We start from the raw sequence: 23,781 nt of genomic DNA on the forward strand, positions 1-23,781 counted from the left end.
ATGCATCGGCAGCCGTCACTCAGGCGCGCGGCTCACTGTCGTTTTTATCGTTCTGCGAATCAGGCTTGTGCCGATCGTTTTGCGGCGGTTGGCCACCACGCATCAGCGGGCCAAACCCCTGCACCACGCGCCAAACCAGAAACGCCGCTGCCGGTACCATCAGCGCCACACCGAGGAAAATCATCCCCACCGCCGCCTGCTGCGAAGCCAGCCAGCCCGGCAATTGAACGTGGCCATGAATGCTCAGATAAGCCAGCACCAACGACAGCATGCCCAGGCCTTCCAAAACCAGCACCGAACGAGGTAAGTCACCGAATGAACGCATATTTTTCTTCTCCAGAAGCTCTGCCTTCAGTGTAGTGAATTCCCCTCGACGGCGACAGCCCCGGCGGCTTAATCGGTTACATGAATCAAATTAACAGGTAATTCCTGCTTTTTTTTCGCTGACCCAACGGGCATAGTAGGCGCCATCAATGCGGGTAATGTTCAGGCTTGAGTCTTTTTTTGACTGACAGAATGTCATTGCAGTTGCGATTAAATAATTGAATATCAATCTAAGGAGTGTTGCATGTTTGCAGTTATCTTCGGGCGCCCTGGCTGTCCTTATTGTGTCCGTGCGAAAGAGTTGGCGGAAAAACTGACTGAAGAACGTGACGATTTCAACTTCCGTTATGTTGATATCCACGCTGAAGGCATCACCAAAGCCGATCTGGAAAAAACCGTTGGCAAGCCAGTAGAAACCGTACCGCAGATCTTCCTCGATGAGAAACACATCGGCGGCTGCACCGATTTCGAAGCTTATGCCAAAGAAAACCTGAACCTGTTCCAGTAAGTTTCAGGCAAGCACGACAAAAAGGCGCTTAGAGCGCCTTAGTTTGATGACAAACACCCGAAAAACGTGGTTTTCGGATGTTTGGGGTAAAGCAGAAGATCTAATCCTTTGTTTTTAGTAGTGCTCAGATCCTGATGTTAATTACAAGGGACTTTGTCAGCAGTCTGAAAGGCGCTTAGAGCGCCTTTTTTTATTGCCGTTCGCGACGATGGCATTGCTGATATGCCTGCAACAAACCGCCGACAAACAGCGCCAGCAGTGCGCCGAACATGCACCAGAACACCGCGCTGGTGGCATAAGCCAGTTCCTGCCAGAACGAATAAGATGGCGTTAACCAAAAATGGCGGATGATCAGACACAGCGGCAGTGCATATAGCGCCCCCAGCAACGGGCAAAGAATGCGTTTTTTACTCGACAGATAGCTGGCGACCATGCCGGGGATCACAAACAGCAGCAGGCCGGTTTCTCCCCGATGCTCATGATCCGTGCTACCGAACATCCCGCTCTGCTGGCCGAGATACACCAGGCTGAACAGCAGGAAACAGCTAAAAATCCCCCACCAATACCGTTCACTCGCCATACGTTCTCTCCCCTCTAACCTATTACCACACCATAGAAATCAGCCGTGTCACAAAGCCGGTGACGCCTTGCCGTGGAACGGCAACGCTGAACTGAACTTTTTCCTTGGCTAAAAGAGAGCTACCCCTGTGGATTTCAAGTTGCGCGCAGTCGGCCCCGGAAGGGAATGTCCCCGGGATGGGGCACATGACTGAGCGCAGGCAACAACGTTGCGGCTTGAAATACAACGGGTATAAATGCGTTCGGTGGCGCACGAACTCAGCTTTATGCTGGCTGTCACGCGCCATAGCGACTAGAATAAACGCCGCCGATCGATGGTTCGAATCGCCTTCCGCTGGTTAGTTATTTATGACGTCGCTTTTTGACTGAATTTATATCTTATAGTTATCTATATCAAGCACTTACTGGTAAACAATAAGTTATCCTCCGTGAACATAAACGTCGCTAGTTTGTTAAACGGTAACTACATCCTGTTACTGTTCGTGGTACTCGCACTGGGGCTGTGCCTCGGTAAAGTCCGTCTGGGCTCCGTTCAACTCGGTAATTCCATTGGCGTTTTGGTGGTTTCGCTGCTGCTCGGCCAACAACATTTCGCCATTAACACCGAAGCGCTGAATCTCGGCTTTATGCTGTTTATTTTCTGCGTTGGCGTGGAAGCCGGGCCGAACTTTTTCTCGATATTTTTCCGCGACGGTAAAAACTACCTCATGCTGGCGCTGGTGATGGTCGGTTCCGCGATGGTCATCGCCGTCGGTCTCGGCAAACTTTTCCATTGGGATATTGGCCTGACCGCCGGCATGCTCGCCGGATCCATGACCTCGACCCCGGTACTGGTGGGCGCTGGCGATACGCTACGCAATACCATTACCAACGGCCCGGCGCTGCTGGCGGCGCAGGATCATCTGAGCCTCGGTTATGCCCTGACCTACCTGATTGGTCTGGTGAGTCTGATTTTCGGCGCACGTTACCTGCCCAAGCTACAACACCAGGACCTTTCCACCTCCGCCCAGCAGATTGCCCGTGAGCGCGGCCTGGACACCGACAGCCAACGCAAGGTTTACCTGCCGGTCATTCGCGCCTACCGCGTCGGCCCGGAGCTGGTGGCCTGGGCCGATGGCAAAAACCTGCGTGAACTGGGCATCTATCGCCAAACCGGCTGCTATATCGAACGTATCCGTCGCAACGGTATTTTGGCGAACCCGGACGGCGACGCGGTGTTACAGGTGGGCGATGAAATTTCGCTGGTGGGCTACCCAGATGCCCATGCGCGGCTGGATCCCAGCTTCCGCAACGGCAAAGAAGTTTTCGACCGCGATCTGCTGGACATGCGTATCGTCACCGAAGAGATCGTCGTCAAAAACAGCAATGCGGTGAACAAGCGCCTGAGCCAGTTGAAGCTGACCGATCACGGCTGCTTCCTCAACCGGGTGATCCGCAGCCAGATTGAAATGCCTATCGATGACAGCATCGTGCTCAATAAAGGTGATGTGTTGCAGGTCAGCGGCGATGCTCGCCGAGTGAAAAGCGTGGCGGAAAAGATTGGCTTTATCTCGATCCACAGCCAGGTCACCGACCTGTTGGCATTCTGCGCCTTCTTTATCATCGGGCTGTTGATTGGTCAGATCACCATCCAGTTCAGCAACTTCTCGTTCGGTATCGGCAACGCCGCCGGCCTGTTGATGTCCGGCATCATGCTCGGCTTCCTGCGCGCCAACCACCCGACCTTTGGCTACATCCCGCAGGGCGCACTGAACATGGTGAAAGAGTTCGGCCTGATGGTGTTTATGGCCGGTGTTGGCCTGAGCGCCGGCGCCGGTATTGGCCACAGCCTGGGTGCCGTCGGCGGCCAGATGCTGATCGCCGGGTTAATCGTCAGCCTGGTACCGGTAGTGATCTGCTTCCTGTTCGGTGCCTACGTGCTGCGCATGAACCGCGCTCTGCTGTTCGGTGCCATTATGGGCGCCCGTACCTGTGCGCCGGCGATGGAGATTATCAGCGACACCGCACGCAGCAATATCCCGGCGTTGGGCTATGCCGGGACCTACGCCATCGCTAACGTATTGTTAACCTTGGCAGGCTCGCTAATCGTGGTGTTGTGGCCGGGGATCCTCGGCTAAACGATAAGCAACGAAGATGAATCAGTGGCAAAAATATTTTGAAATTTTTATCCCCGGTGAGAACTTTCCTTGCCGGGGGTAGTCTGAATTAATGCCACTGCTTTTCTTTGATGTCCCCATTTTGTGGAGCCCGTTAGTCCCGCCTTTTTAGGTTCAAGACTATCGGGTTTTTTGTTGCCCGCAGAACCCTGCCTTAAGAAATTCCAAGCTACAAACCGCGAAATGTCATTGAGACTCTGCAGTCGGTGGTCTATCGCCAATAACTTTGCCGCAATTCTATTTTCCTGTTCGACTGCAATACACTGACAATGACAAAATGATGTTTCATAGTGGGAGAAAACACCTGGACACCAAATATTTTCATTCTTGCCTTCGTCATTTATTAACAGTCTCCCTTCATAAAATCGAAAAAAAATAAAAGTAAATAACAGCCAATAATTGTCAGTTTCAAAGGCACCATGGAAACATACTTCCCGCGTATATAAAATGAAAAAACGAGCCAAACCACAGATTTATCCTTACGCAAACAAAACAAAAAAACCATAAAAAACAATGAAAAGAAAAGAAAAAAACCATTCACAAAAGGGTTGACCACCTTGTCACCTCAGAAGGAGCCTTGCATAATCCGATAACCATTTCATACTTAATATCAGATTTTATTTATTAAAAAGTGGAGGGTGAACAAACATGATATTTAAATGTAAATTATAAAAACATTAAAAAGTAACATGCCTTTTAGTCATTAGTTATGACTGCTTAATTCCAGAGCTTCATAATGTTAATTACATACAGAATTTCCGGGGTCTGGAGTCGCATATTTAATTTACTAAGGAATTGACGTCATGGGCACAACATCTGCAGAAACGAAAATGAGCCGAACCGTACTGATCACTGGTGGTTCCAGCGGTATCGGCGCTGCGGCCGTGCGTACCTTCGCACTCAGGGGGGATCGCGTATGGTTTACCTATCATCAGGGAGAGCAGCGAGCGCTTGAACTTATCGATTCACTTGCACCGAATGTCGCCATTGCTCCCCGGGCCGTACCTTTCGATCAAAGCCGCTGGGAGAGCCTTCAACAATTGATGGGGCTGCTTCCCCCCCAAATAGATATTTTGATTAATAATGCCGCATTAGGCACCAAAACCGTGGAGCTCGCGGGCATTGAAGAACGACATCGTCAAGACGAGCTATTCACGCAAGTTAACTGTCTGGGACCACTGTGGCTGACCAAAGAGCTTTTACCCGGCATGTTGCAGCGCGGATACGGGAAAATCCTCATGCTCTCCAGCGTAGATGGCGGTATCGCCGCTTTTCCCGGCTTCCGGGACACTGACGGCATGAGCAAAGCCGCAATTGCATTTCTGACTCGTCAATGGGCAGCGGAACTGAGCCACGCTCCCGTCGAAGTGTTTTGCGTTTGCCCTGGGGCCGTTGACACGCCGATGTTCCGCCAAAGTACGCTGGATTCGCTTTCACCCGCCTCGGCAAATGAGCTGATTGCCCGCCTTCCACGTGGCCGCCTTATCCGTCCCGATGAGGTTGCAGAGGTGCTTTGGTGGCTGACTACACCGGCTGCAGTCATCATGCACGGTGCCGTCATCGACGCGTCGATGGGACTTGGCGTTCATCCTGGCTGTGTCACAGTGCAACCCACTCTTCAACCTAAAGAGGGCGTCGCATGATGCGTGAACATCACCACGGCTGGTATGCGGGCGAGCTCTCTGCTGCCATACACACGGCGGTTACAGTCCTGGACGATTATGTTCAGGATAGCCAGAATGGCAACGTGCCCGTATTGCGGCAAACGCCCCCAGCGACTCTGATTCAGGAGTTGCGAATGCGTGAATGGATGCAATCAGGCGGAATGACGAATAACGCACTGGCTACATTCATGACGGAATATCTCGCCCAGGGAACGCGCCTGCACCACCCTGGCTATATGGCCCACCAATGTGCAGTTCCCGATATCGGAGCGGCCGTCGCCGACCTCGTACATGGTGTCAGCAACAACGCCATGTCGTTGTTCGAAATGGGGGCTTCCGGCGTCGCTGCCGAGATGGCGGTAACCGAATGGATGTTGGGAAAAGTCGGCTGGACCCCCGATGACGCCGGCGCGGTTCTTGTGCATGGCGGTTCGCTGGCGAACCTCACCGCCCTGCTCGTGGCCCGCCACCATAGTTTCCCCGAAGCGTGGCAAGAGGGAATGCAGCCAGATACGGTGATCCTCGCTCCGGCTAATGCCCACGTTTCCATCGCACGGTCAGCCTCGATCCTTGGTCTGGGCAGCCGTGCGGTATGCGTACTGCCTTGCGACCGTTTTGGTCGTGTACTGGGTGCACAAGTCAGCGAAAGCATCGAAGCACATCAGCGCGCCGGGCGCACGGTTATGGCGGTTATCGCCAACGCCTGCGCAGCACCGACCGGCCTGTATGACCCCCTGCGTGAAATCGCTGACGCCTGCCGCGCGGCCGGCGTTTGGCTGCATGTCGATGCGGCTCACGGGGGATCGGCCCTACTGGTTCCTGAACTGCGCCATCTTCTGGACGGTATCGAGCTGGCTGACTCCATAACCTGGGATGCCCATAAAATGTTGCGGACATCGACGCTTGCCGCCGCCGTACTGATTCGCCGCCGCACCGATTTAAGCCAGGCATTCCAGCAAAATGCCGATTACCTGTTCTTTGACGATGATCGCCCCGGGCCAGATCTAATGCACTACACCGTTGAGGGATCCAAAGCCGAACTCGGCCTCAAGGTCTTCCTCAACCTGGCGTACAGAGGCGAAACCGGTCTGGCCGAATATATTCGCAGCCGCCACCTGGCAGCGCGTCGGCTCTGGCAAATACTCAGCGAACGGGATGAGTTCGAAGTACTCGGCGAACCGGAAAGCAACCTGGTTTGTTTTCGTTACGCCGATACGCCGGGAGCCGACAGCGACCGATTGCATATTGCTGTACGCAACATACTGATGAAGGAAGGGAAATTCCACCTGGCCTCATCCGTGGTCGATAACCGTCGTTGGTGGCGTACCACAATTATGGCACCGGCAACCGACGAAACGACGTTTACCCGACTTTTGGATACGCTTGTCAATACCTATCGGAAAATGGCTTCAGAGTACAAAACCTAAATGTTGCGCGCAATGCCATCCCCGCCTCGCCAGCCCGCTTCATGTGTCGCTTTTCATGCAGGCGCATGATCCGGCGCAATCCGCACCAGTGCTGGCGCTGCGGGGGTAAAATGCCTGCGGATCATCATGCAAATTAATGAAATCAACCACCAGCATGCTGCTCCGCAGGCCTGACTCAAAGATTTTGCGAGTAGCTCACCCATTTTGACCTGTCTTGGTGGGATATATTTCCGCCGCACACCACCATCCCGACGACAGCATCAGCGGGAAGCGTGGGCGCAATGGCCATAACAGCGGGAATGAGCGTTCCGGAAGCCAATTCGACCCACTGCTTAGCTTCTTCGCCAAAGGCGATCATCCCTTCAACGGCAGCCTTATCCGAAACAACAACTATATCTTCTGCATAGGCTTGAGCATGGGCAAGCATCATTTCATCAATGATTGGCACCCCGAGGGTGGATATAATGGAAGTGATCTCAACCTCAATCGGTTTACCGGCGCGAAGCGCCTGATGCATCGAACTTGCCCCTGAGGTTTCTACCCCCCAAATTCTGATCTCCGGCTTGATGGCCTTCAGCGCCGTAGCCACACCGGCCAGCATGCCGCCGCCGCCCACAGCAATGAAAACGTCGGTTAACTCGGGGCAGTCGGCAATAAACTCCAGTGCCAGGGTTCCATGACCTTCGGCTATCAGCGAATCACTACAGTCATCGATGACCACATAGCCTTCGGCGGCTAAAGCTTTGGCCCGCTCAAACGCCGCGCGGACATCGGTTTCGATGATGACCGCGCTGCCCAATTCGCGAACCCTGTCGATGGCAGTTGCAGGGGCACTTGGCGGCATAATAATAGTGACGTCAGCGCCAAAAATTTTCGCCGCCTCGGCTATCGCAATACCAAAATTACCGCCACTCACAGCAACAAACCGGTTATCTTTGCAATCGTCAGCCAGCTTCAAAAACTTGTTAAGTACCCCCCGCGCTTTGAAAGAACCGCCAAGCTGAGTGTTTTCAAGTTTCAGGAAAACAGGCCTCTGGATCTTTTCGGCCAGCGTCGTGCCAGGAATGGCCGGCGTGCGGATCACCTTCCCTGCCAAACGCCCCGCTGCTTCGATGATGGCGTTAAATTCAATTAATTTTGTCATGTTGGCCCAGTTAGGTAGATTGCGTTGCTGTGTATCGACACCAAACTACATACTTTTACTGCCGTTTTCTATTGCTACACCCCACTGTGCGACAAACAAAAAAAGCCCGTTTTGGGGGCTATGGCCAACGGCGCAATGCACTCCCCCAAACGGGCTTTTTATTCGGTAATGACTTAGCCGTGCTAATGGTCAGCACGCCTCGGTATTATTTCTGTTCGGCCTTACTCACGGTGTCTTCGGCTTTCCACACGCGGTATTTCACTTCCACGTCTTTCGGCACGTAAACCACTATTGGCAAGCGGCTGTTGTAGCGCTGCATGGACGCATCGCCCAGATTGGCAGCGATAAATTTCTGCTGTTTGCTATTGTCCGGGCAAGCCATCATGGTGGAAGCCGGTTCGGACAGTTTTTCCAGTACCAGGTAGTCATAGCCCCAGCCGGAAAGGGTTTTGCTTTCCAGCGTGCCGCCGATCATGTGGCGGTTGCAGTCCACTTCCAGCGTTTTACCGATCAGCAATTCAACCTTGAAGTTCTCTTCGTGTTCCTGCTTCGGCAGGTAAATCACCTGGCGGTTCATGCCCTTTTCCGCTTTAGGGTAAGGCGCGACCTTTTCCAGCGGCTGTTTGCTGATATCGGTGTCTTCAGCAGAGGTGGCAGCAATGGCGCTGGCGGAAACGGCCATCAGCAGGCCGGAAAATACGACGGATGCCTTGTTCATGTTTTATCCCTACAATGAGTAAATGCTTCGGGCATAAACTAATACACTCCCGACAAGCCCGCCAGTAGTTTAATCTTCTTTACAATTAGCAATGAGCAGTGTCAATAACCCACCACTGACGACTAATCAGGATTAATCATCAACGGGAAGCGTTCTTGGCGATATAAGCCTTCACCGGTATCGCGCCCTGCACCACAATCGGCCCGGCGGCAACGCCCTGGCTGAAAACCGATCATCCGCCTATCCCTTTCTCGCTGGCGGTTTGTCATGGCATTAAGGTTTTCTTAAGACAGAATTATTACAGTGGAGGCCTTCATCACTGTCATTGAGCATGAGCCCACGCGTGGATGCAAAACCTTCATTAAATCAATCCTCAACAGCCCCCCAAATTAAGACTAACGCCCTTTACTCCCTGTCGGCATCCTTTTACCGTTGGCAAGTTTTTGGATTGATAGTCAGTGGGTTGCTGTTCCTTTGGCTGTCACGTAATGAACAGCTGGACTGGGCAATCAGCAATTATTGGTTCGATGCCGCCAGCGGGCATTTTCCCTGGCAGAACAATCACTGGCTTGACCTGATTAACCACCGCTTGTTGAAAATCGGCGTAATTACCGGTGCGGTGTTGGCGCTGTTTTGGGGCATATATCGCCGTAATCCCCGCATGATCGTCGCCATGCTGTTGATCGGCATTGGGCCATTGGTGGTCGGGATCCTGAAAGCCACCAGCGCGCATTCTTGCCCGTGGGATTTGATCGAGTACGGCGGCAAGGCGATGTCCTATCCCTTGTTAGGGGCAATACCGGCAGAGCCTGGGCCGGGGCGTTGCTTCCCTGGCGGTCATGCCTCCAGCGGTTTTGCCGTGATGGCGCTGTTTTTCCTGTTTTACCCGCAACGCCCGCGCCTGGCTTACTGGTGTTGGTTCGGCGGCATTGTGCTCGGCATGCTGATGGGCTTTGGTCAGGTCATGCGTGGTGCACATTTTCTTACCCATAACCTGTGGGCCGGTTGGTGGGTTTGGCTCAGCCAACTGGCTGTTTATTGGATGGTGAGCGGTTATATCCGCCGCAAAACGAGGTAAATATGATAGAGCAGTTGAATTATCTTCTTTTCGCCTGGATCAACGCGACCCCGGCGTCCCCCGAAGGATTAATCGATGTCGCTACCTTTTTGGCCCGCGATCTGATTGCTATCGTGCCGATGTTGATTATCGGGCTATGGCTGTGGGGGCCGCAGAACCAGCTGGTATCGCAACGTGAAGTGGTGGCCAAGACGACAATTGCTCTGCTGTTTGCCATGCTTTCTGCTGCCACTATCGGCATGCTGTTACCGCATGAGCGGCCGTTCGTCGCCGGTGTGGGTTATACCTTCCTGGCACATGCGCCGGACAGTTCGTTCCCCAGCGATCACGGTACCGCCATCTTCACCTTCGCACTGGCCTTCCTGTTCTGGCACCGTGTCTGGTCAGGTATTTTATTGTTGATCGTGGCGGCCGGTATCGCCTGGTCACGCGTTTATCTCGGCGTGCACTGGCCGCTGGATATGGTGGGCGGCTTCCTGCTCGGCCTGGTCGGGTGCCTGTTTGCCCAACTGGTGTGGAACCTGTTTGGCGATATCATCGCCACCAGGCTGACGCGCCTGTACCGTTTCCTGTTCGCCTTCCCCATCCGCAAAGGTTGGGTAAAAGAGTAATCTTTCTGCTGACAGGGGCGTTTTCGCCCCTGTTTCACACCCCTCCGGTTGTCACGCAAAACTCACGCGTTTTCCCCGCTTCTATCACCATCGCCGACAATTCATTGCCCATCTGCAGGCTGCTGGTGGCCGGTTGAATGAACCGGAACAAACGTTGATTTCCCTGCTGTGCAATAGGGCGCAGGCCATAGTTGAATTGCGCGGTAGAAAAGCGCGTAACGTATCTTCTCCCCTTTGACGCCAGCATAAAGAACTCGGCCTGATCAACATACAGCGACAAATCGTCCGAACACAGTACTCCCCGAGCGGCAAGGCTTCCCGGTGGCGTCAATGCCGGTGCCGGTAGATTCTGTCGGAAAATTGCCGCAGGGATGCAGCCATAATTAAGCTGGCAGACATAATTGAGCGGCAATGGGGCATCGGCAAGATTGGTGATTTGCATATCAATGGAGAACTGTGCGCTGTCCGCCGTCAAACGCACCGCCGGGCGCAGCCGGCAATGCCGCTGGGCAAGCTCTCCACTGCCGTGCAGTGTCAGCGTATCTCCCTCGATCTGCAGCCCTACGCACTGCATGTCCAATAACGGCTCGTCCTGATGCGGCCAGGGTGAATGAAAAGCGACACCGTTTTCCGGCTTGCAACTGGCCGTTCTGACGCTGCGGCGGCCCGACTTCAGTGAATAACCATCAAAATCGGCATCCCAAATCGTCAGACCACGGTAGGGCAATATGCGCAGAGAACCACGGCTGTTCGCCAGTGTCAGCATCGGTCCCGCGAGTGCACAATGAAAGGCGGTAACCACAAAATCCGCATTGCGGAAAATTTCATCCGGTTGCGCCCCGAACTGCTGTGGCGCCAGATTTATTATCATATCCATACTTTTCCCCTGGGTGACCTCGCGGGCAACCCCGCATTCAACACCAAAATGTTACTTAAATAACATTTCACGGGTTCCTATGTTATACATCAAACAGCCTGAAAACGATGATCTGTGCTTCATTTTTGAAATGAAGCTATCCTAACCATTACGGCGATGTTATTATTATAACATTACTCACATCCTGCTTTGATCAAACCTCAACAAGGAATCGAAATGACAACTGAAAACATTGATTACGCCCGCTATGTCGACCATACCCTGCTGGCGATGGACGCTACCGAAGAACAAATCGCCAAACTCTGTGAAGAAGCGCAGCAGCACAACTTCTACGCCGTTTGCGTTAACTCCGGCTACGTGCCACTGGCTGCGCACCTGCTGCAGGAAAGCGAAGTGAAAATCTGTTCGGTGATCGGTTTCCCACTGGGGGCGGGCCTGACCGTAACCAAAGCCTTCGAAGCCAAAGCGGCAATTGCGGCCGGCGCGCAGGAAATTGACATGGTGATCAACGTGGGTTGGCTGAAAAGCGGCCTGCTGGATGAAGTCAAAGCCGACATCGCCGCCGTGCGCGAGGTTTGCGCGGCGATCCCGTTGAAGGTAATATTGGAAACCTGCCTGCTCAGCGATGCGCAGATCGTTCAGGTTTGTGAAATGTGTCGCGAACTCGATGTGGCCTTCGTTAAAACCTCTACCGGCTTCAGCACCGGCGGTGCTCGTGAAGAGCACGTCAAACTGATGCGTGCGACGGTAGGCAGTGAGATGGGTGTTAAAGCATCCGGCGCCGTGCGCGATCGCGCAACCGCCGAGAAGATGATCAAAGCAGGCGCTACTCGTATCGGCACCAGCTCTGGCGTAGCAATCGTTTCCGGTGATCAGGCTGCCGCCGGCAGCTACTGATAAGCTGAGGCGTCTCAGTACCGGACGCGCGCCGTGATAATCTGATGCGGGGTAATATGTCCAGCCGACGGCTGGCCCACTATTACCCCGCATTTGTATGTTCGGCCCTGGAGAATGGCTCTTAACCCTGTGGGAAGACAGATGGAAACTCGGCGCGAAGAACGAATCAATCGGTTGGTACAGGCGTTAAAGCGCTCTGACAAGATCCACTTAAAAGAAGCCGCCGTGCTGTTGGGCGTTTCAGAGATGACCATCCGCCGCGATCTCAGCGCGGAACCGGCCGCCGTGGTGCTGCTGGGCGGTTACGTGGTGGCCGATCCCCGCAGCAATGGCGTAACCCACTATTTCGTTTCCGACCAAAAAGCCAAACAGGTTACGGAAAAGCGCCGCATTGGCTTGCTGGCCGCTGCGCTGATCAACGAAAACGACACCGTATTTTTCGACTGCGGCACCACTACCCCGGCGATCATCGATGCCATTGCCGACGACCTGGTGTTTACCGCGGTGTGCCACTCGCTAAATACCTTCCTGGCGCTGCAGGACAAACCTAACTGCAAAGTGATCCTGTGCGGCGGCGAATTCAAGCCGAACAACTACATTTTCACCGCTGTCGGCCGGCACAACGAGCTGGATCACATCTGCCCGAATATCGCCTTTATCTCCGCCGCCGGTCTGAGCCTGCAGCATGGCGCCACCTGCTTTAACTTTGATGAGTTGGAGATGAAGCACCGGGCGATCGCCATGTCGCAACAAAAAATCCTGGTGGCCGATCACAGTAAATTCGGCAAAACCAAACCCGCCTGCATTGGCCCGCTGACTCAGTTCGATCGGGTGATCACCGATCGTCAGCCCGAGCCGCAGTTTGCGGAGTTTTTCAGTGAAAACGCGATCGCCATTCGTTTTTAAACCGCGTTTTACCGTCGGCTCCGGCCGACGGTGCCCTCTCCAGGCCCCTTTCCCCCTGCAAAAATCGAACAAATAACCTGCAATCGATTCGCCGATTTCTTTATCCCTGGCCAATATCAGGTTAATAAATTGCAACAGTTCATCTTGCTTATTCCTTGAGCACGGATAAATCCGAAGCAATAATACCTTCACACCCCCTATTGTCGGGGGGTTATAAGATAAATCGCAGTAACATTTTCAGGATAAATATCAACAATTGCGTAACCATGGCGCTTTAAATACAACCCATTTGGGTTATTTATATGATGAATGATTAAGCATTTTTATCCACTATTCAGTTAAGTAATTTACCTTCGTTATTAGCGGGACATTTATAATAAACACATTAAAAACAATAAAATAAAACAAAATTCACTTAAAACGGCAATGTGATCTGCGTCACTAAAACCGCTTATTCCGGGTTTTTAGCTAGATCCAAACCCACGCTTAAAATATATTGCTCGGCTTGCTGATAACGGCAGCGTTTTATCTGGTTAAAGATTGTTCACGCCAGATAAATCCTGAAACATCCATGAAAGCGTTTTCAGCATGAAATCTTACACAACTGCGCAACATATGCATGAAAACCTAATAAAAAAGCAGTTAACCGCACATATTGCGCATTTGAGAGCATGATCACGGTTGTTTCTACTGTAAATCGTTATCTTGCCGCCAACGAAAATCGGCAGGCCATGACCTTCCGGCAGCAGTACCGATGTGAGGCCCTTCGGGAGCTAAATATCATTTGATTAATTATCCGCCACAATGGCCAACGGTAATTAGCCTAATAAACAACCAGGGGGACGCCAATTATCCCCGCAAGCAACACCTGATGCTTACCGATGCCGCCATCTGCTATTGCGTCATTCGGTTTTAACCTTAAGTTTTGCCTTTAATTTTAAATTAACGTGTTCACTTCGGAGATATTTATGGACACTACACAGACCGGCACCATTGCCTCTGCGGCTTCTGGCTCTACCAGTACCTGGCGTAAAACCGACACCATGTGGATGTTGGGCCTGTACGGCACCGCGATCGGCGCGGGCGTTTTGTTCCTGCCGATCAACGCCGGTATCGGTGGTTTGATTCCCCTGATTATCATGGCCATCATTGCTTTCCCGATGACCTTCTTCGCCCACCGTGGCCTGTGCCGTTTCGTGCTCTCCGGTAAAAATGCCGGTGAAGACATTACCGAAGTGGTTGAAGAGCACTTTGGCATCGGCGCCGGTAAGCTGATCACCCTGCTCTACTTCTTCGCTATTTATCCGATCCTGCTGGTTTACAGCGTGGCGATCACCAACACCGTCGACAGCTTCATTACTCACCAATTGGGAATGACTTCGCCACCGCGCGCCATTCTGTCGCTGATCCTGATCGTTGGCCTGATGACTATCGTCCGTTTCGGTGAGCAGGCTATCGTGAAGACCATGAGCATTCTGGTGTTCCCGTTTGTCGCCGTGCTGATGCTGCTGGCCCTGTACCTGATCCCGAACTGGACCACCGCCATCTTCGACAACGTTTCGCTGTCGGGTGCCGGTACCGGTATGGGCCATGGCCTGATTATCACCCTGTGGCTGGCGATCCCGGTCATGGTGTTCTCCTTCAACCATTCGCCGATCATCTCCGCCTTTGCGGTAGCCAAACGTGAAGAGTACGGCCAGGAAGAAGCCGAGAAGAAATGCTCTCGCATTCTGGGTTTCGCCCACATCATGATGGTGTTGACCGTCATGTTCTTCGTGTTCAGCTGCGTACTGAGCCTGTCACCGGAAAACCTGGCAGAAGCCAAGGCGCAGAACATCTCCATTCTGTCCTACCTGGCCAACCACTTTAACAACCCGATGATCGCTTACATCGCACCGGTTATCGCCTTTATCGCCATCACCAAATCTTTCCTCGGTCACTACCTGGGCGCACGTGAAGGCTTTAACGGTCTGATCGCCAAATCGATGAAGAGCCGCGGTAAAACCATCAGCACCAACAAGCTGAACCGCATCACCGCCATCTTCATGCTGGTGACCACCTGGATTGTTGCGACCCTGAACCCAAGCATCCTCGGCATGATCGAGAACCTGGGTGGTCCAATCATCGCCATGCTGCTGTTCCTGATGCCGATGTACGCTATCCGCAAAGTGCCTGCCATGCGCAAGTACAGCGGCCACATCAGCAACGTGTTCGTGGTCGTGATGGGCCTGATCGCCATCTCAGCAATCCTGTACAGCCTCTAATCCAGCCCGGCCGGCGCCCTGTGCGCCGGCTTCTCTGCACGGCCCCCTTTCCTGCATTAACGCCTAACACCTGAAGAAGGAGGCGAGACCATGGTCAGCGTTTTCGATATTTTTAAAATTGGTATTGGTCCATCCAGCTCCCACACCGTCGGTCCGATGAAGGCCGGCAAGTTGTTCACCGATGAGTTGATCGCCAGCCAGCAGTTGATGGATACCACTCGCGTGGTGGTGGACGTTTACGGTTCGCTGTCTCTGACCGGCAAAGGGCACCACACCGATATCGCCATCATCATGGGTCTGGCGGGTAACCTGCCGCACGACGTGGATATCGACGGTATCGCCGGTTTTATCCGCGACGTTGAACAACGCGGCCGCCTGCTGTTGGCCAACGGCCATCATGAAGTGGATTTCCCGCTGCAAACCAGCATGAACTTCCACAGCAATAACCTGCCGCTGCATGAAAACGGCATGCGCATTAGCGCCTTCGCCGACGAACGTCTGCTGCACAGCAAAACCTATTACTCTACCGGCGGCGGTTTTATCGTCGATGAAGAACACTTCGGCCTGTCGGAGGCGAATCCGGTTCAGGTGCCCTTCCCGTTCAGCTCGGCGCGGGACTTGCAGCAGCACTGCAAAGATGCCGGTCTTTCGCTGTCCGGGCTGGTGATGCAAAACGAGCTGGCGTTGCACAGCAAGGCCGAGATCGACGCGCACTTCGCTGATGTCTGGCAGGTGATGCGCGCCGGTATTGAACGCGGTATGAACACCGAAGGCCTGCTGCCCGGCCCAATGAAGGTTCAGCGCCGCGCCGTCGCCCTGCGCCGTATTCTGGTGACCGGCGACAAGAACAATATCGATCCGATGAACGTGGTTGATTGGATCAATATGTTCGCCTTCGCCGTGAACGAAGAAAACGCAGCCGGTGGCCGCGTAGTGACCGCTCCGACCAACGGTGCCTGCGGCATCATCCCGGCGGTACTGGCCTATTACGACCAGTTTATTCGCCCGGTGAACCCTAATTCCTATAGCCGTTACTTTCTGACCTCCGGCGTGATTGGCGCACTGTATAAGATGAACGCGTCTATTTCCGGCGCCGAAGTCGGCTGTCAGGGGGAAGTGGGTGTCGCCTGTTCCATGGCAGCAGCAGGGTTGGCGGAATTGATGGGCGGCAGCCCGGCACAGGTTTGCATTGCGGCGGAGATCGCCATGGAGCACCACCTGGGGCTGACCTGCGATCCGCTGGCCGGCCAGGTTCAGGTGCCCTGTATCGAACGTAACGCGATTTCGGCGGTGAAAGCGGTCAATGCCGCGCGTATGGCACTGCGCCGTACCAGCGAGCCGCGGGTGTGCCTGGATAAGGTGATCGAAACCATGTATGAGACGGGCAAAGACATGAACGCCAAATACCGCGAGACGTCGCAAGGCGGATTAGCAATCAAGGTGGTGGCCTGTAACTGAATACCCTTCATACTTGAAGCTGCATCTGTGTTGCCTGCGTGCGCTCCCCCCAGTCACTTACCTGAGTAAGCTCCTGGGGACTCACGCTCTGGCCGCCTTGATGCAACTCCAATTATTTTGGCTATAACAAAACAAGAAGGGCACAGTTAGTATGCCCTTCTCATTTTATGTATTAACGGGAAGTTAGCCGAACACGCTGCCGAACCACTGGGTCAGCTTCATCATCACCATGTCCCAGATGCGGCTAAAGAAGTTCCCCTCTTTCACCTCTTGCATCGCCACCAGCGGATATTGCTCAATGGTTTTGCCGTCAAGCTGGAAATCGATGGTGCCAACCACCTGATTTTTTGCCAATGGCGCTTCCAGCGTCGGTTGGTTCAGCTTGTAACTGGCCTTCAGATTTTTCATCTGCCCTTTCGGGATGGTGACGGCGGCGTCTTTCGCTACGCCCAGCGGCACTTCGCCAACGTCGCCAAACCACACTTTCTGGGTAACAAACGGCTTGTCGGTTTTGATTGGCGTGGCGGTTTCGTAGAAGCGGAAGCCCCAGGTCAGCAGCTTTTCACTTTCGCTAAAGCGGATACGATCGCTCGGCGCGCCCAGCACCACCGAAATCAAACGCATCGGACCGTCGGTAGCAGAGGCCACCAGGTTATGACCGGCACCGCCGGTATAACCGGTTTTGATGCCGTCAACTTTCAGGTTGGAGCTCCACAGCAGGCGGTTGCGGTTAACCTGACGGATCTTGTTGAAGGTGAACTCTTTTTCTTTATGCAGCGCGTACTCATCCGGTACATCGCGGATCAGCGCCTGGCTCAGCAGCGCCATATCACGCGCGGTGCTGTACTGCCCTTCTGCATCCAGACCGTGTACCGTCAGGAAGTGGGTATTTTGCAGGCCCAGCGATTTGGCGTAGTTGTTCATCAGGCCGACAAACGAATCCTGGCTGCCCGCAACGTAATCGGCCAGCGCGATGCTGGCATCGTTACCCGACTGAATGACGATGCCCTTGTTCAGCTCCATCACCGGCACCTGGTCGCCCGGTTTGATAAACATCAGCGAAGAGCCGCGCAGTGCCGGGTTCCCGGTCGCCCAGGCGTCTTTACCTACGGTAACCATATCCTCCGGCTTGATCTTGCCAGCCTTGATCGCCTGGCCGATCACGTAGCTGGACATGATCTTGGTCAGACTGGCGGGATCGAGCCGGGTATCGGCATTGCCCTCCGTCAGGATTTTGCCGCTGTTGTAATCCATCAGCACAAAAGCTTTGGCATCGACCTGCGGGGCAGCCGGCGCTTCGGCCGCCTGTACCACCGGCGCGGCCAGCAACAGTATGCTGATGCTAAAGGTTAATTTTTTCAGGGTGGTGGATAAGTTTTTTTTCATCATGACGTCGCCAGAGTGTCCATTCAAATTATTGAAATAGCGTTAACTTTCAAACATATTCACGTTTTCAGCCAACCAGCGAGAGTGGCCCGGCACGCGCTTGCCAACCGCAAACTCCCTGCGGCCCCATGACGGGTGAGCGACGCACCGAAAATGCCCTTGCTGTGAGTTTATTAGATTCATCTTATTTTTGCAGGGTTTAGCGCGAATTTTCAGCATTTTTACATAACTGTACGCTGTTACGCGCAAATTGAATGAAAAGCCAACTGCACGCCGTTTTTTTATACTCCCCATGGCTGCACGGCTGAACATCCGCACCGCTGAACATCCATGCTGCTATACGTCCAAATTGGATTAATATATTCCAAAAAGGCATATTGAACGGTTATTTGTTCTTTTTAATAGGCTAATTGACAGCGCTATCATCCAGATAACGGCTTTTAAACCGAATTATTCTGGAGATCCTCATGGCCATACCGCATTCCGTCATCGACATGATCGGCAACACCCCGATGCTGGAACTGACCCAGTTCGATACCGGCCCCTGCCGGCTGTTCGTCAAACTGGAGAATCAAAATCCCGGCGGTTCAATCAAGGACCGCGTGGCGCTGTCGATGATCGAGCAGGCGGAACGTGACGGCAGCCTGCAGCCCGGCGGCACCATCATTGAAGCCACCGCCGGCAACACCGGTCTGGGTCTGGCGCTGGTGGCGGCCCTGAAAGGATATAAGCTGTTGCTGGTGGTACCGGACAAAATGAGCCGGGAAAAGATTTTCCATCTGCGCGCACTGGGCGTGGAAGTGGTACTGACCCGCTCCGACGTGGGCAAGGGGCACCCGGCTTACTATCAGGATTATGCCAAACGGCTGGCCGACGAAATTCCCGGGGCGTTTTATATCGATCAGTTTAACAACCCGGCCAACCCGGCGGCCCATGCCCGTACCACCGCGCCGGAACTGTGGCGGCAGATGGATAATCAGGTCGATGCCATCGTGGTCGGCGTCGGTTCCGGCGGCACGCTCGGCGGTCTGAGTCACTATTTCGCCGACGTCTCGCCGCAAACCGAGTTCGTGCTGGCGGATCCGGCCGGTTCGATCCTGGCGGACTATCTCGATAACGGCCAGATCGGCGAGGCCGGCAGTTGGCTGGTGGAAGGCATTGGCGAGGATTTTGTCCCGCCGCTGAGCGACTTTAACCAGGTGCGCCATGCCTACCGGATCGGCGATGCCGAAGCCTTCACCACCGCACGCGATCTGCTGCGCAAAGAAGGCGTGCTGGCCGGTTCGTCCACCGGCACCCTGTTGGCTGCCGCGCTGCGTTATTGCCAGGCGCAGACCGAACCGAAACGCGTCGTCACCTTCGTCTGCGACAGCGGCAATAAATACCTGTCTAAAATGTATAACGATCACTGGATGCTGGAACAGGGCCTGTTGAGCAAGCCACAGCATCAGGATTTACGCGATTTGATCGCCTACCGCCATGACGAAGGGGCCGCCGTTTCGGTCGCTCCGGAAGACACACTGGCTATCGTTCATGCCCGCATGCGGCTGTATGACATCTCGCAGCTGCCGGTGCTGGAAGGCGATCGGGTCGTCGGCCTGATCGACGAGTGGGATCTGCTCAATGCGGTGCAGTCGGACGCCGACCACTTCAGCCTGCCGGCCACCCGCGCCATGACCCATTCGGTCAAGACCTTGCAAAAAGAAGCCAGCTATCAGGATTTGCTCGCCACCTTCAACCAGGGTCACGTGGCCGTCGTGCTCGACGGCGAGCGCTTCCTCGGTTTGATTACCCGCACAGACGTGCTTAACGCCTGGCGCCAGAAATTACGTTAATAAGGATGATTGTATGGCCAAGTTTGATACGTTGACCGTTCATGCCGGCTACACGCCGGACGCTACCGGTGCAGTAATGCCGGCCATTTATGCCACCTCCACCTACGCCCAACCGGCACCGGGGGAGCATACCGGTTATGAATATTCGCGCAGCGCCAACCCGACGCGTACCGCATTGGAGAGCGCCATCGCCGAACTGGAAGGCGGTAGCCGCGGTTACGCCTTTGCCTCTGGTCTGGCGGCCTGTTCGACGGTGCTGGAGTTGCTCGATCAGGGCAGCCACCTGGTGGCGGTTGACGATCTTTACGGCGGTACTTATCGCCTGCTGGAAAAGGTACGCAGCCGCACCGCCGGCTTGCGAGTCACCTATGTTTCCCCGGCGGATCTTGCCGCGCTGGAACAGGCCATCGAACCGGATACCAAAATGATCTGGGTAGAAACGCCGACCAACCCGCTGTTGAAGCTGGCGGATCTGAGCGCTATCGCCACCATCGCTAAAAAACACGGTTTGATCAGCGTAGCGGACAACACCTTTGCCTCGCCTTATATCCAGCGCCCGCTGGATCTCGGCTTTGATGTGGTGGTGCATTCCGCCACCAAATACCTCAACGGCCATTCGGACGTGGTAGCCGGGGTCGCGGCGGTGGGGAATAACCCTGAGCTGGCCGAACAGCTCGGGTTCCTGCAAAACGCAGTGGGCGGTATTCTCGATCCGTTCAGCAGCTTCCTGACGCTGCGCGGCATCCGCACATTGGCACTGCGTATGGAGCGGCACAGCAATAGCGCCTTACGTATCGCCCAGTGGCTGGAAAGCCAACCTCAGGTAGAAGAAGTCTACTACCCTGGCCTGCCGAGCCACCCGCAGCACGCATTGGCGACCAAGCAGATGAGTAGCTTTGGCGGCATGATTTCCGTACGGTTGAAAGGCGACGACGCCTTTGCGCGCCGGGTGATCAAGCGTTCACAGCTGTTTACCCTGGCTGAAAGTCTGGGCGGCGTGGAAAGCCTGATCAGCCAGCCGTTCAGCATGACTCATGCTTCTATCCCGCTGGAACAGCGGATGAAAACCGGTATCACACCGCAATTGCTGCGCCTATCGGTGGGGATTGAGGATGCAGAAGATTTGATCGCCGATCTGCAGCAGGCGCTGGCAGAGTAATTCAAAACAGTCGGGTCGAACATGTTCGACCCGACTCACCCCGTCAGGCGCGGTATGCGACGCCCCTCCCCTTAAGCAACGACATCCTGGTAATAACGCTGCGCCACGTCCGGATGGGAGCGGATGCGTCCTTTCAGGTAGTTAAAGCCCACATCGCGCAACAGCGGATTATGCGGATCGCTGGCCGGGCCGTGCGCCTCGGCTGCCAAAGGCTCAGGGAGCTGATACAACGGCACCACCGCATCCAGCCGCGCCCCGAGGAAGAAGGCAATCGACAGCCGATCGCTCCCTGCAGGTGGCGTCTCCACCCGGTGCACCGTGGCGCGCAAATAGCCATTGGTCGCCAGCTCCAGCAATTCGCCAATGTTGACCACGAAGGTATCCTCAAGCGGTTCGGCGTCCACCCACCGTCCTTCGTCGACTTCAACCTGCAGGCCTTTCTGCCGATCCTGCAGCAGGAAGCTGAGAAAACCGGAGTCTTTATGGGCGCCAACCCCTTGCCCGCTGGCGGTCGCTTCACGCCCTGGGTAACGGATCAGCTTGATATGTTCGTTGGGTTTGTCGCCATAGAGCGGGTCAAACGCCTGTTCCGGCAGCGAAAGCGCCAGGGCAAAGGCGCGTAGCAGGCGCAGCGACATGGCGGTCATCGCCTGTTGCCATTGCAACAATAGCGGCTTCAGCTCGGGCAGTGCCTCCGGCCATTGATTCGGCCCTTGCAAACGTGCCCAGCGTGGGGTTTCTTCAGCCAGTTGCAGCGCCACGCGCTCTGCGCCGATATCAAACTGTTCGCGCCAGTCCGGCTGGCCGCGGGTCAATTCTGCCGCCGCACGGTTATAGCCGCGAAAATGCGGCGAATGCACCATCTGCACCGCCAGTTTGTCGTCTTCCGGCAGGGCGAAAAACTGCCTCGCACGCTGTTGCAACTGCGCATTCAGCGCACTATCAACGCCGTGGCCGCGCAAATAGAAGAAGCCGATGTCACGCGCCGCAATACGCAGCCCGTCAAGAAAAGCCTGTCGCTGCCCGGCATCGCCATCAAGCTGCGAAAGATCCAGCAGCGGCAGCCTCTTCAGCGTCAGTGGTGGTGTCATCATCCTGTTCCTCTTCATCCCCAACAAAAATCGGGCCGGTATAAAGGCGAATTATCAGCATCTTCAACTCCTGAGGGCCTGTGCATTGCCCTATAGTTACCACCCTGGCAAACACCCGAGCCAATATTGTTGCGTTCTAAGTTATGCAAACCTTCAACAAAATGTCGCAAAACTGTCATCCATGTTTCTTATGCTCTGCGCAATTTCGTCATCGCCACTGGCTGGCGGCTGACGCTATCCGCTATTCTGTATACAGCCCCATTCCCCCTCCTTGCCTGCCGGAGAATTACTGATGGATTTAGCCTTATTCGACCTGGATGAAACCCTGATTGATGAAGACAGCGCCAGCCTATGGATGCGTTGGCTGGTCACCGAAGGGTTTGCCCCGGCGGAACTGGAACAGCAGGAACAGCAACTGATGCAGCACTATTATCAGGGCAAGCTGTCAATGGAGGACTACATGCAGGCCACGCTGGCGCCGCTGGCCGGCCTGAGTACCGAGACGGTGGCCGGGTGGGTGCAGCGTTACATTCGCCGCGATATCCTGCCGCGAGTTTACCCGGCCGCCCGCGAACGGCTGCTGTGGCACCGCGAACGCGGCGACTGCATTCTGGTCATTTCCGCCACGGGTGAACATCTGGTGGCACCGATTGCCGCGCAGCTCGGCGCCGACGGCGCGCTGGCCATTGGCGTCGAAGTGCAAGACGGCCGTTTCACCGGCAACACTTACGGCACCATGACTTACCAACAGGGCAAGGTCATCCGCCTGAAAAAATGGTTGGCTGAACACCCGGAGCTGAGATTCGAACACCGCCACGGTTACAGCGACTCCCTCAACGACAAAGCGATGCTGGAATATGTCGACAGCGCCACGGTGATCAACCCGGACAACGAGCTCAATGCGCTGGCATTGGAGCGTGGCTGGGAGATCTGCCGCTGGGAACGCTGAATCTGTCGTCCGCGTCGGCAAAAAATGCCTTCCGGTGTGACAAGCGCTGAATTGTGGAGTAAGAATAAAGACTTAGGTTGATTAACCCACGTAAAAGAGGCGTTCTATGCTGACCATTTGGGGTCGTGAAAATTCGAACAACGTCAGGAAAGTGCTGTGGTGCGCCGCGGAGCTGGAGCTGAATTACAGCCATATCAATGCCGGTGGCGCATTCGGCAAGGTGAACGACGAACTCTATCGTTCCCTGAACCCGAACGGTCTGGTGCCGCTGCTGCAGGACGATGATTTCGTGCTGTGGGAATCCAACACCATCGTGCGCTATCTGGCGGCGAAGTTTGGCAGCGAACCTTTCTACCCACAGGATCTGCAGGCGCGCGCCAGTGCCGAAAAATGGATGGACTGGACCACCGCCACCATTGTCAGCCACTTTAGCGTGGTGTTCTGGGGGTTGGTTCGCACCCAGCCGGAACTGCGTGACATGGCGAAGATCGAAGCGGCGATCGCCACATTGGAAAAGCATTTCGACATTGTGGAAGAAACCCTGGGCCACCAGCCTTACCTTTCCGGTGAAACCTTCGGCATCGGTGACATCCCGCTCGGCAGTTTCGCTTACGCCTGGTTCTCCATGCCGATTAAGCGCCAGCCGCGTCCGAACATGGAGCGCTGGTATCAACAACTAACCGAACGTCCGGCCTATCAGCGCGGCGTGATGAGCGAATTAACCTGAGTTTCCCGCGCCCCGCATCCGCA

At 54.7% G+C, this 23,781-nt stretch carries 22 protein-coding genes; 14 read left to right on the plus strand and 8 right to left on the minus strand.

Features of this window, described 5'->3' with window-relative positions; all coding sequences use genetic code 11:
- Positions 1-19: 19 nt before the first annotated feature.
- A complete protein-coding gene (locus ACGS9J_RS13830) occupies positions 20-325 on the minus strand; it encodes a YbjC family protein (RefSeq protein WP_442231451.1) in 306 nt (101 codons plus the stop codon).
- A gap of 243 nt (positions 326-568) precedes the next feature.
- Between ACGS9J_RS13830 and ACGS9J_RS13835 the strand changes: the two genes are divergently transcribed.
- Positions 569-832, plus strand: coding sequence for a GrxA family glutaredoxin (locus ACGS9J_RS13835; RefSeq protein ID WP_012006074.1), 264 nt, complete (start codon positions 569-571; stop codon positions 830-832).
- Positions 833-1,022: 190 nt separating this feature from the next.
- On the opposite strand, the gene ACGS9J_RS13840 is transcribed toward ACGS9J_RS13835, so the two are convergent.
- Complete coding sequence (locus ACGS9J_RS13840) at positions 1,023-1,412, minus strand: inner membrane protein YbjM (protein WP_442231452.1); 390 nt, start codon at positions 1,410-1,412, stop codon at positions 1,023-1,025.
- A 427-nt stretch (positions 1,413-1,839) separates the two neighbouring features.
- Between ACGS9J_RS13840 and ACGS9J_RS13845 the strand changes: the two genes are divergently transcribed.
- Positions 1,840-3,528 carry an aspartate:alanine antiporter gene (locus ACGS9J_RS13845; RefSeq protein WP_442231453.1) on the plus strand — a complete coding sequence of 563 codons (1,689 nt, stop codon included), beginning with the start codon at positions 1,840-1,842 and terminating at the stop codon, positions 3,526-3,528.
- Between the two features lie 47 nt (positions 3,529-3,575).
- On the opposite strand, the gene ACGS9J_RS13850 is transcribed toward ACGS9J_RS13845, so the two are convergent.
- Positions 3,576-4,031 carry a hypothetical protein gene (locus tag ACGS9J_RS13850; protein WP_442231454.1) on the minus strand — a complete coding sequence of 152 codons (456 nt, stop codon included), beginning with the start codon at positions 4,029-4,031 and terminating at the stop codon, positions 3,576-3,578.
- A gap of 339 nt (positions 4,032-4,370) precedes the next feature.
- Between ACGS9J_RS13850 and ACGS9J_RS13855 the strand changes: the two genes are divergently transcribed.
- A complete protein-coding gene (locus ACGS9J_RS13855) occupies positions 4,371-5,210 on the plus strand; it encodes an SDR family oxidoreductase (RefSeq protein ID WP_442231455.1) in 840 nt (279 codons plus the stop codon).
- A complete protein-coding gene (locus tag ACGS9J_RS13860) occupies positions 5,207-6,658 on the plus strand; it encodes a pyridoxal phosphate-dependent decarboxylase family protein (RefSeq protein WP_442231456.1) in 1,452 nt (483 codons plus the stop codon). Before ACGS9J_RS13855 ends, ACGS9J_RS13860 begins: the two co-directional genes overlap by 4 nt.
- A 175-nt stretch (positions 6,659-6,833) precedes the next feature.
- Here ACGS9J_RS13860 and ACGS9J_RS13865 read toward each other — a convergent pair whose 3' ends face one another.
- Positions 6,834-7,802, minus strand: coding sequence for a threonine ammonia-lyase (locus ACGS9J_RS13865; protein ID WP_442231457.1), 969 nt, complete (start codon positions 7,800-7,802; stop codon positions 6,834-6,836).
- 205 nt (positions 7,803-8,007) lie between these two features.
- Positions 8,008-8,520 carry a serine protease inhibitor ecotin gene (gene eco, locus ACGS9J_RS13870; RefSeq protein ID WP_442231458.1) on the minus strand — a complete coding sequence of 171 codons (513 nt, stop codon included), beginning with the start codon at positions 8,518-8,520 and terminating at the stop codon, positions 8,008-8,010.
- Positions 8,521-8,851: 331 nt separating this feature from the next.
- On the opposite strand from eco, the gene ACGS9J_RS13875 reads away from it, so the two are divergent.
- Positions 8,852-9,598 carry a phosphatase PAP2 family protein gene (locus ACGS9J_RS13875; protein WP_442231459.1) on the plus strand — a complete coding sequence of 249 codons (747 nt, stop codon included), beginning with the start codon at positions 8,852-8,854 and terminating at the stop codon, positions 9,596-9,598.
- A gap of 5 nt (positions 9,599-9,603) precedes the next feature.
- Positions 9,604-10,209, plus strand: a complete 606-nt coding sequence (gene ybjG, locus ACGS9J_RS13880) for an undecaprenyl-diphosphate phosphatase (RefSeq protein ID WP_442231491.1) — start codon at positions 9,604-9,606, stop codon at positions 10,207-10,209.
- Between the two features lie 34 nt (positions 10,210-10,243).
- Here ybjG and ACGS9J_RS13885 read toward each other — a convergent pair whose 3' ends face one another.
- Positions 10,244-11,086, minus strand: a complete 843-nt coding sequence (locus ACGS9J_RS13885) for a hypothetical protein (RefSeq protein ID WP_442231460.1) — start codon at positions 11,084-11,086, stop codon at positions 10,244-10,246.
- 216 nt (positions 11,087-11,302) lie between these two features.
- Between ACGS9J_RS13885 and deoC the strand changes: the two genes are divergently transcribed.
- The 4 genes from deoC (at position 11,303) to ACGS9J_RS13905 (ending at position 16,611) form a co-directional block, all read left to right on the plus strand.
- Positions 11,303-11,983, plus strand: a complete 681-nt coding sequence (gene deoC / locus ACGS9J_RS13890; protein ID WP_012006065.1) for a deoxyribose-phosphate aldolase — start codon at positions 11,303-11,305, stop codon at positions 11,981-11,983.
- A 141-nt stretch (positions 11,984-12,124) separates the two neighbouring features.
- On the plus strand, positions 12,125-12,889 hold the full coding sequence (deoR, locus tag ACGS9J_RS13895) for a DNA-binding transcriptional repressor DeoR (RefSeq protein ID WP_442231461.1): 765 nt from the start codon (positions 12,125-12,127) through the stop codon (positions 12,887-12,889).
- Between the two features lie 968 nt (positions 12,890-13,857).
- Positions 13,858-15,153: an HAAAP family serine/threonine permease gene (locus tag ACGS9J_RS13900; protein WP_442231462.1), complete on the plus strand. Its 1,296-nt coding sequence runs from the start codon at positions 13,858-13,860 to the stop codon at positions 15,151-15,153.
- Positions 15,154-15,243: 90 nt separating this feature from the next.
- Positions 15,244-16,611 (plus strand): L-serine ammonia-lyase, encoded by a 1,368-nt coding sequence (locus ACGS9J_RS13905; RefSeq protein ID WP_442231463.1) that lies wholly within the window; start codon positions 15,244-15,246, stop codon positions 16,609-16,611.
- 183 nt (positions 16,612-16,794) lie between these two features.
- Here ACGS9J_RS13905 and ACGS9J_RS13910 read toward each other — a convergent pair whose 3' ends face one another.
- Positions 16,795-18,000, minus strand: coding sequence for a serine hydrolase (locus ACGS9J_RS13910; RefSeq protein ID WP_442231464.1), 1,206 nt, complete (start codon positions 17,998-18,000; stop codon positions 16,795-16,797).
- Positions 18,001-18,464: 464 nt separating this feature from the next.
- Between ACGS9J_RS13910 and ACGS9J_RS13915 the strand changes: the two genes are divergently transcribed.
- Positions 18,465-19,832, plus strand: coding sequence for a pyridoxal-phosphate dependent enzyme (locus tag ACGS9J_RS13915; protein WP_442231465.1), 1,368 nt, complete (start codon positions 18,465-18,467; stop codon positions 19,830-19,832).
- A gap of 13 nt (positions 19,833-19,845) precedes the next feature.
- Positions 19,846-20,991, plus strand: coding sequence for a trans-sulfuration enzyme family protein (locus tag ACGS9J_RS13920; protein ID WP_442231466.1), 1,146 nt, complete (start codon positions 19,846-19,848; stop codon positions 20,989-20,991).
- A 71-nt stretch (positions 20,992-21,062) separates the two neighbouring features.
- Here ACGS9J_RS13920 and ACGS9J_RS13925 read toward each other — a convergent pair whose 3' ends face one another.
- A complete protein-coding gene (locus ACGS9J_RS13925; RefSeq protein WP_442231492.1) occupies positions 21,063-22,082 on the minus strand; it encodes an isopenicillin N synthase family dioxygenase in 1,020 nt (339 codons plus the stop codon).
- Positions 22,083-22,374: 292 nt separating this feature from the next.
- Between ACGS9J_RS13925 and ACGS9J_RS13930 the strand changes: the two genes are divergently transcribed.
- Complete coding sequence (locus ACGS9J_RS13930; RefSeq protein WP_442231467.1) at positions 22,375-23,031, plus strand: HAD family hydrolase; 657 nt, start codon at positions 22,375-22,377, stop codon at positions 23,029-23,031.
- A 106-nt stretch (positions 23,032-23,137) separates the two neighbouring features.
- Entirely contained in the window at positions 23,138-23,758 is a 621-nt protein-coding gene (locus ACGS9J_RS13935) for a glutathione S-transferase family protein (protein WP_442231468.1), read from the plus strand.
- The last annotated feature ends 23 nt before the right edge of the window (positions 23,759-23,781 follow it).

The organism is Serratia quinivorans (genome assembly GCF_052113645.1).
GTDB lineage: Bacteria > Pseudomonadota > Gammaproteobacteria > Enterobacterales > Enterobacteriaceae > Serratia > Serratia quinivorans_B.